We start from the raw sequence: 16,541 nt of genomic DNA on the forward strand, positions 1-16,541 counted from the left end.
ACTATGGAATTAAGTTTGATCATGAATGAACATTTTCAAAATGAAACAATTTGCTTTGACGGCTTTGCATTCAAGAACTGTGTCTTTACGGATTGTGTAATTTTAATTACTTGTATGGATTTCGAATTCAAAAATTGTACGTTCTTCGGTTCGACATTGCATATTGAACCATCATTGCCGATATTTGAAATCTCGCATCAACTCTCACAATCTCTCTATGACGATTCAACGCACTGCTATCGTGATGATTATCAATATCCTCAGACTGCATTGCCATTACCAGCACGTTAATAAAGCTTAGATTGAATATGGTGTCTTGACAGTTTGCGAAATAATAATTGTACTTAGTGTAAATGATTCATCACACCTTCGACTTACAAGAAAAGAGCAGTTACGTTGCAATCTACGATTGCGGAACGTAACTGCTCTTTCTATATGTTATTTCAATAAAAGTTCAAAATATTCTACTTGTTAGCACCAAGACAAGGGAACTATTCAACTTGATGAATTTTGATAAGATTGGTAGCACCAGCACGTCCTGTAGGAATACCAGCAGAGATAACTACGAAGTCTCCTGCTTCAACAAGACTTGTACGAAGACTGTTACGAATTGCTGAATTGAACATATCGTCTGTTGTTGTTACATATTCACCTTTTACTGGTACAACACCACGAACAAGTGTTAGTTTTCTTAAAGTCTTCTCATTAGGTGTAATCGCAATGATCGGAGCTTTTGGACGGTATTTAGATACCATACGAGCTGTAAAACCACTTTCAGTCGGTGTAAGGATTGCTTTTGCATTAATTTGCAATGAGCTGTTAACAACGGCTTGAGAGATTACTTCTGTTACTGAAGTTGATTCAACGTTCATTTTCTTCGCGTAATCATCATTGTAATCAACAGTAGACTCAGCACGTTCAGCGATCATCGTCATCATTTTCACTGATTCAAGTGGATACTTACCTGCAGCAGACTCACCAGATAACATAATAGCATCTGCGCCTTGAAGCACTGCGTTAGCAACGTCACTAACCTCTGCACGAGTCGGACGAGGATTCACTTGCATAGAGTCCAACATTTGCGTTGCAACAATAACTGGCTTACCAGCTTTATTACATTTATCAATCATCTGCTTTTGAATCATTGGAACATCTTCAGCAGGAATTTCAACACCAAGGTCACCACGAGCAACCATAATACCATCAGAGACTTCGATAATCGAATCAAGATTATCTACACCCTCTTGATTTTCGATTTTCGAAATGATTTGAATATGTGCTGCATTATTATCTTCAAGAATTTGACGAACTTCTAATACATCTTCAGCTTTACGAACGAATGACATCGCGATCATATCGATACCTTCTTTAATACCGAAGTCGATGTGCATTACATCTCTTTCTGTAACGCCCGGTAAAGTCGTGCTAATACCTGGAAGGTTTACACCTTTACGAGGTTTAAGTGTTCCGCCGTTCATTATTTCACAATGCATATTTGAACCTTCAACGTCTTTCACATGCAGCTCAATCAGACCATCATCAATAAGAATAACATCACCAGGATTGATAACACTTGTCATATCTGGATAGTTCACACTAACGCGAGAACCGTTACCAGCAACTTGCTCAGTAGTTAATGTGAAGATTTCACCTGCAACTAACTCGTAGCTAGATTCTTCAAGTGTACCGATACGAATTTCAGGACCTTTAATATCCATCATCGTTGCAATGATTTTACCAGCAGCGTTCGCTGATTCACGAACTAATTGAATGCGTGCGCTATGGTCAGCAAGTTCTCCATGTGCCATGTTTAGACGAGCAACATTCATACCTGCAATCATCATTTCCTTAAGGATTGAAATAGAATTACTTGATGGACCCATTGTACATACGATTTTTGTGTGGCTCATATAAGTCTCCTTCTGATATCTGTTATTTCTAGTGTCAAAATGCTTAATTCAGTTAACCAATGAACTTATTGTATTCCTTTTTCAGCACCTAGTACATGAAATATAGTATAATGGGTGTACTATAGTATACCGAGGTGCGATAATGATCGAGGGATTGACAATAAAGCATGATCAAGGAATGAATTGGCAGGAAATGATAAGCCATAAATCCAAAGAATACCATTTATATATAATAACTTATGGTACTTGCACTTTCACATGCACCGATGTATCTCTATTAGCCAGTAAAGGTGATTTCATTCTTACTCCACAGCAAGCCACCATTGTAGAGGAAACACCTCATCGAACGATTCATCAGAAATTCAGCTTTCACTTTGTAGCCACGGACGAGCTATATCAAATGCTGCCTATGTTACATAATAAATCAATGACTCATTCTTCTTCCGGTTTGTTTGATAGAACAATGGAAACATTTCGGCCAATCTGGAATGAATACGGTGAAGATCAAGCATATACAAGTTTGCGTGCGAGCTCATTTCTGCTGGATACATTGGCGCTTTGGCAAAGAGAGTTAGATCGTGGTGAGCTGGCTCCCGCTTCAATTATGCATATAGATCGAATGAAATCTTATATTCAAAGTCACTATCGCGAACATATTACAAAAGAACATCTTGGTGACTATATCCGTCGCAGTCCTAATTATGTAGCCAATTTATTTAAGAAAGGTACAGGACAAACGATTAGTGAGTATATTCATTCGATTCGCATGAAAACAGCTATTTATATGCTTTCCCAATCTGTATTAACTATTACAGAAATTTCGGATTATCTGGGATATTCAGATGTCAGTTACTTTCAACGAATTTTCAAACGAACATATGGCAAACCAGCTAGTAAATATTTAGATGACCGTAGAAGCAACGATGGCTAAATTGTAACATGCAACGGTATTTAATAAACTCGCATTATATTTTAATACTCTCGACAAACAATCCAGGGATCACCTTAAGCATAAATATAGATCTAGTATATCTTACTAATTCTTCTTATTCTTGTTAGCAACTGCACACACTTTTGAGTATTTTACAAGCTTGTTTATTAGTTAGACAATCTTTATAGTTGATTACACATTGACTAGGTAATCTATTATAAATTTATGGAGGTATACATGAGTAACAAGATTGAATTACCCAAAATTCCTGTGGAATTGCCCCCACTCACAGGGGAGTTATATTCCTTGAAAACAAAGGATGAATTCAGCAATGGTAAGATAAATGACATTACAATTGATGATCAGCATGCTAATAAAGTTTCTTTCGATAAAGTAGTCTTCACCAATGTTACGATTATGGAGTCCACGTTACAGGAACTAGAGCTTACCGATGTTATCTTTGAAAAATGTGATTTGTCTAACGTTGACCTAGCTGGATCTTTTCTTCATCGGGTCCAATTCAATAATTGCAAATTGATCGGAACGGATTTCACGAAAAGCAGATTTCAAAACGTCTCATTTCAAAATTGTGTTGGAGATTACTCCGTCTACCGCTTCTCAACATTTAAGTTAGTAGATTTTGAGAACTGTTCGCTCATTAGCTCTGACTTTTACCACTCTACTCTTCAAAAACTATCTTTATCACATTGCAATATTGATCAAGCACTTCTGTCAGGAACTAAGCTTAATGGCATTGATCTAAGTGATTGTGAATTTGATGCGTTACAAGTGGATATTGAAGATCTAGCTGGCTGCACTATTGCTCCACAACAAGCAACTTCGTTTGTCGGACTAATAGGACTAATATTGAAATCGTAAATATACCGAAAAACAGCTCGTCCCTCAGTTGAGGGCGAGCTGTTTCTGTTATACTACCTTCTCTTAATAATTACATCTCAATGTACACATTATTTTCTGCTTGTACCCATTTCACCTTCGCACCTAGAGCCTCACTTAAAAATCGAAGTGGGATAAGCGTGAAGTCACGGTAGATGACAGGTGCTTGATTCAATGTGTAAGACTCGCCATTTATTGTTGCTTTGGATTGATTAACTTTCATAACTATTTGTTGCTCGCCATATTGAATGTTCACCCCGCCATCTTGCCATATAACCTTTCCTCCAAGTGCTTCTACAACCCCTCTAAGAGGCACCATAATCGTGTTATCGATGTTTTGTGGTGAAACATCATAACTTTGCTTAACATCATTAAGATAAACACCTACAGCTGGGTTGGCGATATTTATTCTGGAAATAACATTTTTACTATCGATTCGATATACAATACCTGAGCCAGCATATAAAAACTGATCATTTTTGTTCGCTTGAGTTAATTTCATTGAATGAAGAAGCGATAAATCGGATGCCCTATAGATTTCTATTTTTTTGTCATTCTGTAACATGACCGTTTGATCATCTGCGGTTTGGAAATAATGATCACCCATCGTTAACTGTTGGGTTTTTCCTTTGGAATCAATTAGGAAAAACTTATTACCTACTGTTCCCCCAAAATAGTTTTTAAATGTACCTTCCCCTGGATGATGATCATCGTAGAGAGTGTCTCGACCAGCTTTTCCAGAAAGCTCCTTACTCCATACTTTCTTTCCAGTAGAATCTTTTGCAAAGTATGTTGTCTTATCTGTTGCACTATTGTATTTATAATAAATAACAAGACCATCAGTCGTAATTCCCGAGTAGTAACCATCGCTAAAATTAAAATCTTGTGTGAATTTCAATTTCATGGAATCATCGTAATATGAAAGTCGAGATTTTTGTTTCCCTATTACATTAATCGTTGTAAAGTACCCATTTTGATAGCCATCAACATAGCTCTTCCATTCTTTCTTCTCTTTCAATTGACCTTTCACATCATAAGTATACGTTACAAATCTTTCTGATGCTGTTTCCAAATAAGTCATGATCGAGCCATTATCTAAAATTAATACGCCAGCAATCGATCTAATCTTTTCTTTATAAGATTTTTCCCACAGTTTTGTACCTGCATCATTATAGGCAGTAAGTTTGTATGCATATACACCTGAGCTACCTTTAGTTGCCGTCAAAGCATAAACATTGCCTTTATTATCAACTTGAGCTAATGTTCCGAAAAAAGAATACAATACATTCGAATTTTTCAAGTAATCAATGCTAGATTTATGTTTACCAGTATTCGTGTTCACAATATGTATTTTGTCATTAGAAAAATAATATAAATTACCGTTACGAATAACTGAGGTGTACTGACTTATATAGGCATACTGGTCTTCATTGTTAGGGGCGGTATAGCTCCAATCCGCCTCTGGTACATTTGTCCATGACCGTGCCAATACTTGTGTCGGTAATAATAATAAAACAACAATCATTGTACTAAGGAATAACTTTTTAACATTCATGTTCACAAAATCCTCCCAAGATGTAAAATTAATATAATTTCTATATTAATATATAGTACAACAAAAACTGGGACAATTGTCATAACTTTTTTCGCTGAGATTCATTATAAATTTTACTTGAAAATTAAGAATTTTACCGATATAGTACTTATCACATCATCTAATTTGGGGGTTCATTATGTTTGAATATATTGATCAACACTATACAGAAGTAAATTTTAATCATAAGGAGTTAAATGAAGGGGATTTAATTCGATGCACGTTCGAACGTTGTACATTTGTAGATACTTCGTTAGAAGAAATTAATACGAGTAATTGCCGCTTTATTGAATGTAGCTTTAATGGTGCTTCATTAAATAGTTCGATACATACGGAGTCAGCATTTGAGAACTGTATTTTTGACGAAGCCAATCTGTTCGTCTCTAAGTTCAATAATTGTAAAATGACCGGATCAAGCTTTATTAAAGCTCGTATGGAAGGAATTTCGATTATAAACGGAGATTGGTCCTACACGAATTTGAGACAAGCTCGTTTTGAGAAACAAGATTTGCGCGGCGTTCGTTTTTATGAGGCTGATCTTACTGAAGCCAATCTACAAAAAGCAGACTTACGAAATAGCGATTTGACGAGAACTGCTCTGACAAATGCCAAATTACTAGGAGCGGATTTGCGTGGTGCAAATATGGAAGGCATTAATTTCATGTCAATTAACGTTAAAGGCGTTCGCTTAGATAGAGAACAAGCTGTATATCTTGCTCTTTCTTATGGTGCAAAGATAGATTAGGGTAAGCGAATTCGATTGGAAATAGAGCAACTCTCTTCAGATTAGAGAGTTACTCTACCTCATATCATCTTATTTCTACTGTCCATTGTTCTGTTGCCATCTGTTTGGCAAGATTCTAACAACCAAGCATGCACATGAAGTTTTTTGGCAAAATGGAGATGAGGTTTCCTTTGTGATAATTCAATTCCATACGAAGAAAGCAATGAGTTAATTTCAATTTCTGCTTCTGCACGCTGTAGTGGCCATCGACAATGATCGATTTCGCCACGGTAGACTCTCCCTGTAGTATCCACACTGTATAGACAATATCTCTCCGTCAACCAATACTCCAAAGATTCAGGTTCACTTATCGTTACCTCGTCAATTGGACGATATGACGCTTGGAATTGTTCGCTATTCGCTCTCGAGTCTCTTCGCGTACTGTAATAACTCACATTATGATTTTCATCTGAATTATATTCAATAGATGCTCGAAGGTAAGGAAGTTTAAAGCCAATCCTCGCCAATTCCACAACGATAGATTGATCTGCATCTAGGCTAAAGAAATATACTCCCGGTTTCCCGTTCAATGTGACGTAGGTTCTTACATTAATTTGAGGGAATTGAGACAAATATGGAACCGCAGGTATAAATCTTGGTCTCACCCCACTCATCAAGCAAGGTACAACGCTTATCCATGCTTGTCCATCATACGAATCGAGAGGTAAGCAGCTTGGAACTATTTCTTGAAGTTTTTCAATTGGGATCGGCCAGTGGGCAAATAATACGTCGTTCCATATTTGATGCATGACCCAAGGTCTTTTTGATATAGGGTACGGACGCTGTATGTCTATTAGTGAGCCAATATTGTCTTGTTTGTACATTGGCATTGTTCATTACCCGCTTTCTAAAGTAGTTTCCTCCATAACTTCTGTATTAATTTCCTTCTATACAATTACTATTTCCTTATAAGAAGATACTTATCGATCGCATGATAATATTATTGCTTATACTTATTTATTACGTATGATCTCGACGATACTTAGATTTCTTGAGTCCTATGCAAATATGATTTTTGGATGGTCGCTATCACTGTATTCACATATTAATGGTGTATCTTTCAAGCATTTGTAACATTACCTGACTATGTCTCGATATGTAGATATTAAGGAATATAAAAATACAATATTTAATTAGAAAAAGAAACGTTTCTATTACGTAAAGGGAGAGTGTAGTAATGAGGGGAATCATTTCTCTGTTTATTGCAATAATTATGCTCACAGGATGTAACCAATCAAAAGCAATGAATGCACAACAATCACAGAATGAGACAACTATTGGTAATCCTACCGCAAAAGAAGTACTCGCTCAAAATCCGAGTGTAGATGTTTTTCAATACAAAGATATTGTTTACATGAATGCTAGTGACATCGAATGGGTACAACAAGCAGAACTAACAATTGGTGAACGTGTTGGAACCATAACTAAGCAATATAAAGAAGATCTTACTTTCGAACAAGGAATGGCAACTAAACTTCCTGTTGAAACAGAAATTTATGAACCCCTGGAAGCAAAAGGATCAATATTAATTGTTAAATTAAAAGATGACGAAGTTAGATATCTTGGTTTATTCGAAGGTTGAATATTAGTATCTAAATAAAAAACGAGGAAGTATTCCTGAATCATCTCCAAGAATATTTCCTCGATATCATCTTTATTAACTTCCTACTTTACTGGAATTTCAATCTCGTAATTGTATGTTTTCATATAATGCATACCTTCAATTAATATATATTGTGGTTCGTTCAAAGTATCAAATAGTAACGTACGTTCCTTCATTATTGTCCCATCAGCTTGCTTTATCGTGTCTTGTTTAACTGTTGTATTTAATGGAACTACTCCATTGATCGTTACTATTGATACACCATCAAGCATAACATCCTCATCTGTCGCAATCGTTACTTCTACTCCATTGGAACTTGTTGAAATATTGTTCAACCATAGCTTCTTCTCACCTATCTTAAATGGCTCATTTCTATTCGAATCTAACGAAAACTTAGCTTCTAACTTCTCATACCCTACAAACTCATTGATAACTAATTGCAATGAATTAAGTTCTTTTGGCAGCACGTCATATTTGATTTCAAATGTGGTCCCTTTATATGAAGTTGTTCTGCCACTACCTATCATTGAAATTGCTTTTTCATTGGCGATTAATTCGATCCCATCTAATGCTGAACTCACTCTATCAAAGTTATCAACATTCATCGTTCCTTTGATCAATGTCATCGTTGGTGTCGCGGTAATCGACTTAAAAGTAATTGACCCTTGATCTACCTTAAAACTTTCATTAATCTTTTTCTTAATTTCAGTTTGCATCGCTTTATCTGGATAATAGTCAAATATAATGCTATCTTCGACCATCTGTGCATTAGACGCGTTCTGCCAGTAAGAAAGTGTTAATTTCTTAGCAAATGGACTTACAGGATCGAAAGTCATCATCCCTTTTACTTCCGTTTGATCATCATTGATGATCGAAGTTCCCGAATTAAAATTAGAATTTGTTAGAAAACCGTTAATATGAGGTCTACTAAATACATCAATAGAATTTTCTAGCCCACTCGGGTTAGATAATGTATAGTACATAATGAATTGATTAGCATCCGACATAATCCCGTCGATGACTAGCTCTGTACCATCTAGAAGTATTTTTCTTGCGTCTACACTTTGTCCCATTCCCGCTTCATTAAGTTCTAGTAAAGTACCGTCAATTAAGGCATCAAATCCAAATATCTTTTTGCCATAGTAAGCAAACGCATTGTAATTGTAACTAACGATGGAAGTCATTATTAACACAACTGCTGCGACCTTCCAACCCTTTGGAAAACGTTTTGTTTTCTTATATGCATTCTTATCTAATGCATTGCGCAATCTAGATTCTAACTCATCTGGTGCTGTTATGGAATCCATACGATTATGCTCATCACTTAACAATTTTTCGATATCATTCATTAACATCACCCCCATATTTTTCTCGTAATTTCTTTAACCCTTCAAATATTCTGGATTTAACAGTTCCTAATGATACTTTAGTAATATCTGCGATTGTTTGATTATCGAGATCATGAAAATACTTTAGTTGAATCGCTTCTCGTTGATGATCATTGATGTGTAATAACAATGACTGCAAATCTATCTGTTGTTCGCTTTTTCGATAAGCGTCTTCCTTATTAGAACTGGATAATTCATTATGTTCAATACCGTTCAAATCATCTATTAACAGTAGTTTATTACGCTTAAGGAGCAAGCTTTTACTGCAATTCACTAATATAGTTTTACTCCAGCTATAAAATGATTCTACCTTATGAAGTTGCTGTATTTTTTCGTAAAGGATTACGATCATATCTTCCAGCGCATCTAGTGCATCCTCCTGATTCCCCGTATAGGAGTAGGCAAGTCTGTAATAAGTATCTTTTTCCGACATAATTAGTTGAAGTAACGCTTCTTTATCTCCTTTTTTCGCCTTCTTCACTAGCTTCACTACATTCATTTCTTCACCTCTCTCCCTTATAAGAGTGACTAGTATAGTAAAAAGTTCATTTCTTAGAAAAAATGTTTTGATACACCAGTTTATGATTTTGAATACAGCAATTATATTTAAAATAATTAAAAGGTGCAATTCGTGAGAATTACACCTTTACTCTGTACTTCCAACTCAACAACCCTCCAAGCTCTTTATTAACTGCTAGAAAACTTAGCAAAAATAAAAACAAGCCGAAGCGCATGATTCAGCTACGCTCCAGCTTGTTCTATCTTATGTTATATTAGAAAATGTGTGGATAAATAAGTGGATCTTAATTAGAAAGAAAGGTTTGTTTTCGCTCTTAGCTTTATCTAAAGATGCATTAACCAAGGGAACCAGCTGACTAGATTATATAAATGTTGCAGCACAAACGATATGTTATTGTAATACATAACCTCCGTCAGTAAATAATGTCGTCCCAGTTGTATAACTATTCGTCATTAAATAAATAACCGAGTGAGCGATCTCATCCACGTGGCCTACCCGTTGAAGAAGCGTCATCCCTTCATACATCTCGTAAGCTTCTTTACGATCTTTCTCCGTTCGTATCGTACCAGGAGAGACAACATTAACTCGAATTGGAGCTAGCTCAATAGCAAGCGCCTTGCCTAAGCTTTCAATAGCTCCATTACATGCAGCATAAGAAGCTGCTCCAGGTATCGGTCTTTGACTCGCTGCGCCAGACATTAGAACGATAGATCCACCTTTGGAGATATAAGGGACAGCGTATTTTACAGCATAGTATTGCGGCCAAAATTTATTTTGAAAACAACTCTCAGCTACCTCTTTATCCGATGTAATAGGACCAAGCATATAAGCTGCTCCCGGAGTAAACAAATGATCAAATTCACCGATTTCACGGAAAAATGTTTGTAGAGAGTTCTCATCTTTATTGTCCACCTGTAATATTTGCAACAAATCACTGTTGATATCGGATTGAGCTTGCTCTAACTTTTCTAGTGACCGCCCCGCAATCACGACATGTGCCCCTTGTCTAATCGCTTCCTTAGCCGTACCTAGACCAATTCCGGTACTTCCACCTATAATTACAACACGCTGATTTATTAGATTCATTCTGTAATTCTCCCTCTTGTTTAATATATAACTGCAAATTATTAGTGCATGACCCATCCACGCTCTAACTTGTCCTATTTCAGGTTATTGTGAATTAATCGTTGTTAGTAAATAATCTTTTCTCGAATTTCTTGAAGTTACCCGCTTGCCCCATATATTCGTAATGATTACTCTCATAGAAAGAAAATAGTTTACGGTTATTGGCAATACAATCTAAGCGCATGAACTTCTTCTTCCGAAAGCTTATCGACGAATCACACCAATTCAATAAAGCAGATCCAAGACCAGTATTCGCACACTTTCTGCTAATCGTGAGTCGATGCAAATAAATCGCTTCATCATCTGCATTAGCTTCACTTCCCCATAGCTGGTGATCCCAAGCACTTGGTTCACGTTTCAGTATAACGACTCCAACGATTTCATTATGATGCTTGCATACAAACACTTCTTCTTTTTCGATTGATCCTACCGTATTGTGAGAATCATGTCCTCGCAATAGCTCACCCCACTGCTGAGAGCCTTTATTTTGCAACCATTTGGCTGTATCTAGTAGAAGCGACATTATTTCGTCTGCTTCTTCTTTATGTGCAACACTTACTGTGTAATTCCCTTCAATATATGGGTTTATTATCGTAAATTCGGATTTCATAATTGAACGACACTCCTAAGCTGTTTATGTTGTAATCAGATCTTATGATTTAAATTTAGTATAGCTCAATTAAGTTCCTTTTCAAATTACTACGAGCTTCATATTGAGACCTTTACAATAAAAACACAGAGCAAGAGTGCTATATTACCGCACTCTTGCTCTGTAAGTGATTCAATCATTTATGCAATTGTATCAATATTTGTGGATCTTTAATCTTCGTATCTTCTGCCAATAGAACGATTTTTGACATAATTTCCGCTGTTTTGGGGTCCTCATCAAGGAATGGCAGGAAAATCCGTCCGCGATGTTGAGAATGTACAGGGATAATATGCAACGCCCCTAGGGCTTGTTTGTAAACCATACCACTTCCCAAATGAACAGCATACTCACCTAAACTTCCAGTAATATGAGCATAGCTTCCATCCAATCTAACATTAGTCAGTCTCATCAGTCTTAATGACTCCTGTACGATTGCTTGACGCATCTCAATTGTCGTTAAGCTGGCTTCAGGATCTACTCCGCCTACATGCGCTACACTCACTACAAGATCAACATCTCTCATCACTTCTGAGAACAGTATTGGAGGTACTTGATCTAATGGTACATGTTCATACGTGGATCGATTTATAAATCGGATAATTTCGAGTGTAGGTGCTTCAGTATCTGCAGGTGAGAACCAATCTGCCATAGCATACAGGCTAACAATTAAGTTCTCAGCGTAGAATACCTTCTGCAATCCTTCCTCGTAGCTAACTGTCCAATGTCTGCTCTTCAAAAGTGCAACAGTTTTCTTTGGCTGCACTTGATATCCCGCATAACGACGAGAATAAGTAACATGATGAAGCTCGTCAGCATTAGGCATATACAACTCACGGAATACTTGCTTGAAAGGCTGTCTGATCTGACGCTCGAATAGATCACGCTGGAAACTACTCCATTGTCCACTTTCATATAGATGTACAGGGTGAGCAATAAGCAAATGATCATCTTCGCTTAATGTCATAAGATTACCAGATGCATTACATAGCGATAAATTCTCTCCATCGAAATAGCCTAAATGATCACCGACTTTGAATACTAACGAGCTGATTAGTGGGCGGATCACCGGATTATTATCCAAACCTAAGATTTCCTTACCAGTAAAACTATTGCTTAATTCCATTGATCGCTCTAGTTCTTTGCGTGCTCTGCGATATTGCTCAATCAACTCAGACTTCATCTCTTTAAGTGTTGTAATGTATTCATCTTTTTTATATTTAGCAGGAACGGATTTAAGTTCTTTACCTTTGCGATTAATTTGAATATCAGCTTGCCCTTCATCATCCACAACTAATTGTACGGTCGTCTCTTCATCAAGATTGTAAGGCTCGAAGTAGCTCTTCATCTCATCTAGCTTACGTGCTTCCATATCCCATTTCAGACGAGTAACATCTTTGTAACCTGCATTACGCGCCAAATTATCTAATGCAATCTGAGATATAATGCCCTCACTTGCTCGACGCTGCGCTCCAAACTTTTTACTTTGCAACAGAAAATGCTGAATATAGTCATAGCGATTGCGTAAATCTTGCTCTTTATCAGTTGCAAACGGAATTAAGCTGTAACTTAGCAAATGGTCTTTGTTTCGTTTATCAGTAACTGAAGAACGCATAGCTTCAAGTTTGAGCTTTCCAAGCGTAGCATCTGCGAATAATTGAGAACGTCGATGATTAGCACCTGCTGAAATGTACTTAGCACACTCATATAACATGTTAAACCGTTCTTCTCCCAATGTTCCATAAGCTTCCTTGAACCAGTCAATATCAAATGCCCCATCATTAAAGTTCTGAGGTGAGATAGGAGAGTAATGAGCAACGACAGTTTCCTTTTCTGCCGAGAAACTTTCATTGATGTGAGCGTGGAAATACCATGCCGCACTACGCAATCCTTTCCAGTCTAGATACTGGGCTACAATATCAATCCATTGCGGTGCATACATAGCAGCTTCCAACAACTTCTTATTAGTAATACTTGGATGATCTTTAAGCAATGTGAGAAGAAGTACTGAATCTTCTCCTGATTTAGGATGACAATTTTTCAATAAATGGCTGAATGCTTCCTTCTTAGTCAAATTGCCATGGTAGCTATATACGTAACCACGAACGAAAGCATCCTGATCCAGCGCTGCTAGCAGTCGTACGAAGTAATCCATACCTTCAATTCTCTCAAGACTAGTTACATATTGTGTTACATCTGTCGCCATATCTCCACGCAATAGTTCAATACTGACTATTCTATCTATTACCGAATGCCGAATAGCTAATAGCTTGGGACGATCTTGTAGTGAACCTAGACGCGATGACGTAATGTCCCTCAAATAGCTAGTACTATCACCACTATCAAGTAAAGCTTTATAGAGCTGACCCTCTCCAATAATGCCATCCTCAAATGCACGAATTTGATCTTCGAATACATAAGAGGAGCGTTGTTCTGGATCGTTCAGTAGCTGATCATATGCAAAAACGGTGTGATAAAATGATTTAAATGATTTCTGATCATATACTCGCGAGCGCTGCATTTGTAACCAAGGACGAGAAAGCAATTCAAATAAAAATAGCTTATCATGCTTTTCTTGCTCATCAATTAGTCGAATCCACTTACGAACAGCAAGTTCCGCCAAAGTAAACGTTTCTGCTTTATTACTATCGAAGAAGTAGGCTTGTATAAGAAGACTAACTTGATTGTTGTATGTCAGTTTACTCAAAGCAGACTGAACCTTCAATATCAGCTCCAGCGGATAAACTTCTGTTAGAAATAACTTACGCCAGTCTTCCAGCAGCTTGTGGTTTCTTAGCTCGTGATATTCCATTTCTATTTCGGAACGGTAGTTATAATATCTGTCCAGTGTATTATCTAAATCATCTATTATCGCTATATAATATAACTGCATAACTTCTTCAGCCTTCATACTGCTCTGATCCAAATATTCTTGCCATTGCTCGTGCAATGGATATCGTTCTAATTGCGAAAAAGCTTCATCACTATGAGAATTATGACTATATGATTTAATTTCACGCAAATGAGTGCCGATTAAGAGCGTATCTTTATAGCCAGAATAGTACTCCGACACATACTCAATATCACGATTCTGATGTATAAGTTGATCTAATCCCACTATAAAACTTTCAATCTTGTCAAAGGTTAGTGTAAATATATCCTTATGGAATGAGAAATCGCCAATTTCTTTCTTCTCCAAAAGCCAAGGCTCTGTTACTCTCGGATCAAATAACCCAAAGCCATCTGCCCTGTTCGTTCCTTTTGTAGTTATAAGCTTGTTCAGCAATGCTTTTTCCTTTGCTGAAGGCTCGGTAATAATATCTGCTAACGGTAGTAGTCGTTCCATTTGCTCTGCTCTAGCGTCATCCATAACAATTTCGCTAATAACCTCCAATGCACCTAATCTTTGTTGTTCATTTTTAGTTTTTAACAGATTAGTTAAGGAAGCAATAAGCCTTTCTTCTGGCTGTAGCATTAGTACACTAATTGTGTTTTGTCTTAGCGAACCTGATTTCAGCTTTAATAAACCTTCTATTGGTAACAGTTCATTTGCAGATAACTTCATTTTTTTTATTTGCTCTAGCCCATGCTCACGATTGGTCATGCTTTTATCCGATAAGCTATCTAGAATGAATGCTCGAATGACATAATGCTCCTTGTCACTCATGAAATGTGACAATAATTCTCCACGCATGTTAGGCGTAAACTTATCTTTTCTTGCAATAAGCTCAGCAATCCATGTACTGTCCATGTCATATGCGACGAGATACAGTAATTTGGTAACAGGTAACTCTGAGGTGAATTGAACATGTATGAATTCCAATGCTTTCGAAGTAGAACTATATTGTTGATCCATTCCATCAAACATCGCTAACAAAAGTTCAAAATCGCGTTGTCTTTCAACTTTATCTTCCAATATCTCAACACGCTCAAATGTGATCGTAATATCTTCTGTTGGCGTGCCAGCCCTACGCCATATCGGTTGATAATGATAACAGTAGTTCGTTAGTACCCAATATTGTAATTCAGGATCTATCGCATCTAAATTCTCTCTAGCTAATTGCAGAGACAGTTTTTTATTTCGACTATTTGATAATATGTACAAAGCGATAATCTTTTGATAACGTTGTCCATGCTTCATCAATTGCTGTATGTTGGAGTACAAATCCTCTTCCTCATATACAGCTGTTGCCCAAAGTGCAATATAGACCTCATTCGAGTTGGTGCTGTTTAACCATTGCTCGCGTATATCAATATCGGTAATTGCGTTGTAAACTTGTTGGATTAATCCACCAACAACTCTCTGATTTGCAGCTTCTAATTCCATTCCTAGCCATACACTCAGTGCTCGCACAACAGAACTATAACGGATATATTCTTCATCTAGAATAACCTTTAACATAAACAGGTAAGCATCAATCGTTCCCTCGTCCATTGTCTCAACAATACTTTGACGTAGACCTTCTTGGAGCCTTGCAGCTATTAACAACTCACCTATCATGTGGTACATATCTTCCTGATGACTCATAAAAATACCTTTGATCATTTCGCTTCGCAGAAGAGCGGTTTGGTTCTCTCCATAAATAATTGTTTTCAAAGCATCTATTATTTGTGAATTGCGTTGATCTAATTCATAGCTAATAAGATCTCCTATGATCTCCCTAAAATAATATGAAATAGCAGTTGTAACATTTGAATTAGTAATGGTATAATCCGCTTTTGTTAAATAATCTGACAAATCGAATGAGTATCTGTCCACCATAATGAGAGCAACCGTCTTTTGTGTAATGATTTCCAAATGATTATTAACATTTTTTGTTCGAAATGGGCGTCTTGCATACCCTCTATCATAAGGATATTCTAATGCATGTGAAACGACATGATCTATCACATTTCCTAGATCATTACGGAGCAAGTGCTTCGCGATCGCTAGAAACGTTCCGTTAATTAGTTGATCTATATCCGCAGCTTGATTTTCCAGAAAGTCTTTGAACTGTTTAATATGAGTTTTTGATATAACTCTATTATTGCTTCTATCAATTAAAATTTGACCAATAATACGTTGTTCTCCCTCAAGCTCCTCTAAGCGCTGCTGAACAAAAATTTCATACCGCTGCTCTTGTTCTTCGTTTGTCATTTCCCA

The 16,541-nt window shown here is 36.8% G+C and carries 13 protein-coding genes; 5 read left to right on the forward strand and 8 right to left on the reverse strand.

The genetic code is table 11. From position 1 onward, the window contains the following. Positions 1 to 3: 3 nt before the first annotated feature. Entirely contained in the window at positions 4 to 291 is a 288-nt protein-coding gene (locus tag NV377_RS05455; RefSeq protein ID WP_258200136.1) for a hypothetical protein, read from the forward strand. A 200-nt stretch (positions 292 to 491) separates the two neighbouring features. Here the strand turns inward: NV377_RS05455 and pyk are convergent, their stop codons facing one another. Beyond that, a complete protein-coding gene (gene pyk / locus NV377_RS05460; RefSeq protein WP_258200137.1) occupies positions 492 to 1,910 on the reverse strand; it encodes a pyruvate kinase in 1,419 nt (472 codons plus the stop codon). 142 nt (positions 1,911 to 2,052) lie between these two features. Between pyk and NV377_RS05465 the strand changes: the two genes are divergently transcribed. Both NV377_RS05465 and NV377_RS05470 read left to right on the forward strand, forming a co-directional pair. Beyond that, entirely contained in the window at positions 2,053 to 2,841 is a 789-nt protein-coding gene (locus NV377_RS05465) for a helix-turn-helix domain-containing protein (protein ID WP_258200138.1), read from the forward strand. A gap of 237 nt (positions 2,842 to 3,078) precedes the next feature. Continuing rightward, positions 3,079 to 3,720, forward strand: coding sequence for a pentapeptide repeat-containing protein (locus NV377_RS05470; RefSeq protein ID WP_258200139.1), 642 nt, complete (start codon positions 3,079 to 3,081; stop codon positions 3,718 to 3,720). 70 nt (positions 3,721 to 3,790) lie between these two features. On the opposite strand, the gene NV377_RS05475 is transcribed toward NV377_RS05470, so the two are convergent. Beyond that, the gene (locus tag NV377_RS05475; protein WP_258200140.1) at positions 3,791 to 5,293 is read right to left on the reverse strand and encodes a copper amine oxidase N-terminal domain-containing protein; all 1,503 of its coding nucleotides are present in this window, start codon (positions 5,291 to 5,293) and stop codon (positions 3,791 to 3,793) included. A gap of 178 nt (positions 5,294 to 5,471) precedes the next feature. Between NV377_RS05475 and NV377_RS05480 the strand changes: the two genes are divergently transcribed. After that, positions 5,472 to 6,077, forward strand: coding sequence for a pentapeptide repeat-containing protein (locus tag NV377_RS05480; RefSeq protein WP_258200141.1), 606 nt, complete (start codon positions 5,472 to 5,474; stop codon positions 6,075 to 6,077). 59 nt (positions 6,078 to 6,136) lie between these two features. Here NV377_RS05480 and NV377_RS05485 read toward each other — a convergent pair whose 3' ends face one another. Continuing rightward, positions 6,137 to 6,946, reverse strand: a complete 810-nt coding sequence (locus tag NV377_RS05485) for a YqjF family protein (protein ID WP_258200142.1) — start codon at positions 6,944 to 6,946, stop codon at positions 6,137 to 6,139. 347 nt (positions 6,947 to 7,293) lie between these two features. Here NV377_RS05485 and NV377_RS05490 point away from each other — a divergent pair, with 347 nt between their 5' ends. Further along, on the forward strand, positions 7,294 to 7,698 hold the full coding sequence (locus NV377_RS05490) for a hypothetical protein (protein WP_258200143.1): 405 nt from the start codon (positions 7,294 to 7,296) through the stop codon (positions 7,696 to 7,698). 83 nt (positions 7,699 to 7,781) lie between these two features. On the opposite strand, the gene NV377_RS05495 is transcribed toward NV377_RS05490, so the two are convergent. From NV377_RS05495 to NV377_RS05515, 5 genes are all read right to left on the reverse strand, one after another. Further along, positions 7,782 to 9,068 (reverse strand): DUF4179 domain-containing protein, encoded by a 1,287-nt coding sequence (locus tag NV377_RS05495; RefSeq protein ID WP_258200144.1) that lies wholly within the window; start codon positions 9,066 to 9,068, stop codon positions 7,782 to 7,784. Beyond that, positions 9,061 to 9,606 carry an RNA polymerase sigma factor gene (locus NV377_RS05500; protein WP_258200145.1) on the reverse strand — a complete coding sequence of 182 codons (546 nt, stop codon included), beginning with the start codon at positions 9,604 to 9,606 and terminating at the stop codon, positions 9,061 to 9,063. Before NV377_RS05500 ends, NV377_RS05495 begins: the two co-directional genes overlap by 8 nt. A gap of 411 nt (positions 9,607 to 10,017) precedes the next feature. Beyond that, on the reverse strand, positions 10,018 to 10,713 hold the full coding sequence (locus NV377_RS05505) for an SDR family oxidoreductase (RefSeq protein WP_258200146.1): 696 nt from the start codon (positions 10,711 to 10,713) through the stop codon (positions 10,018 to 10,020). Between the two features lie 94 nt (positions 10,714 to 10,807). Next, on the reverse strand, positions 10,808 to 11,362 hold the full coding sequence (locus tag NV377_RS05510; RefSeq protein WP_258200147.1) for a GNAT family N-acetyltransferase: 555 nt from the start codon (positions 11,360 to 11,362) through the stop codon (positions 10,808 to 10,810). A 175-nt stretch (positions 11,363 to 11,537) separates the two neighbouring features. Continuing rightward, complete coding sequence (locus NV377_RS05515; protein WP_258200148.1) at positions 11,538 to 16,535, reverse strand: DUF4132 domain-containing protein; 4,998 nt, start codon at positions 16,533 to 16,535, stop codon at positions 11,538 to 11,540. Positions 16,536 to 16,541: the final 6 nt, after the last annotated feature.

It is taken from the genome of Paenibacillus endoradicis, assembly GCF_024721975.1.

Excerpts from the sequence above, each read along its gene's own strand:
- NV377_RS05455 (WP_258200136.1), top strand. The coding sequence starts at position 4 with ATGGAATTAAGTTTGATCATGAATGAACATTTTCAAAATGAAACAATT.
- pyk (WP_258200137.1), bottom strand. The coding sequence starts at position 1,910 with ATGAGCCACACAAAAATCGTATGTACAATGGGTCCATCAAGTAATTCT.
- NV377_RS05465 (WP_258200138.1), top strand. The coding sequence starts at position 2,053 with ATGATCGAGGGATTGACAATAAAGCATGATCAAGGAATGAATTGGCAG.
- NV377_RS05470 (WP_258200139.1), top strand. The coding sequence starts at position 3,079 with ATGAGTAACAAGATTGAATTACCCAAAATTCCTGTGGAATTGCCCCCA.
- NV377_RS05475 (WP_258200140.1), bottom strand. The coding sequence starts at position 5,293 with ATGAATGTTAAAAAGTTATTCCTTAGTACAATGATTGTTGTTTTATTA.
- NV377_RS05480 (WP_258200141.1), top strand. The coding sequence starts at position 5,472 with ATGTTTGAATATATTGATCAACACTATACAGAAGTAAATTTTAATCAT.
- NV377_RS05485 (WP_258200142.1), bottom strand. The coding sequence starts at position 6,946 with ATGCCAATGTACAAACAAGACAATATTGGCTCACTAATAGACATACAG.
- NV377_RS05490 (WP_258200143.1), top strand. The coding sequence starts at position 7,294 with ATGAGGGGAATCATTTCTCTGTTTATTGCAATAATTATGCTCACAGGA.
- NV377_RS05495 (WP_258200144.1), bottom strand. The coding sequence starts at position 9,068 with ATGAATGATATCGAAAAATTGTTAAGTGATGAGCATAATCGTATGGAT.
- NV377_RS05500 (WP_258200145.1), bottom strand. The coding sequence starts at position 9,606 with ATGAATGTAGTGAAGCTAGTGAAGAAGGCGAAAAAAGGAGATAAAGAA.
- NV377_RS05505 (WP_258200146.1), bottom strand. The coding sequence starts at position 10,713 with ATGAATCTAATAAATCAGCGTGTTGTAATTATAGGTGGAAGTACCGGA.
- NV377_RS05510 (WP_258200147.1), bottom strand. The coding sequence starts at position 11,362 with ATGAAATCCGAATTTACGATAATAAACCCATATATTGAAGGGAATTAC.
- NV377_RS05515 (WP_258200148.1), bottom strand. The coding sequence starts at position 16,535 with ATGACAAACGAAGAACAAGAGCAGCGGTATGAAATTTTTGTTCAGCAG.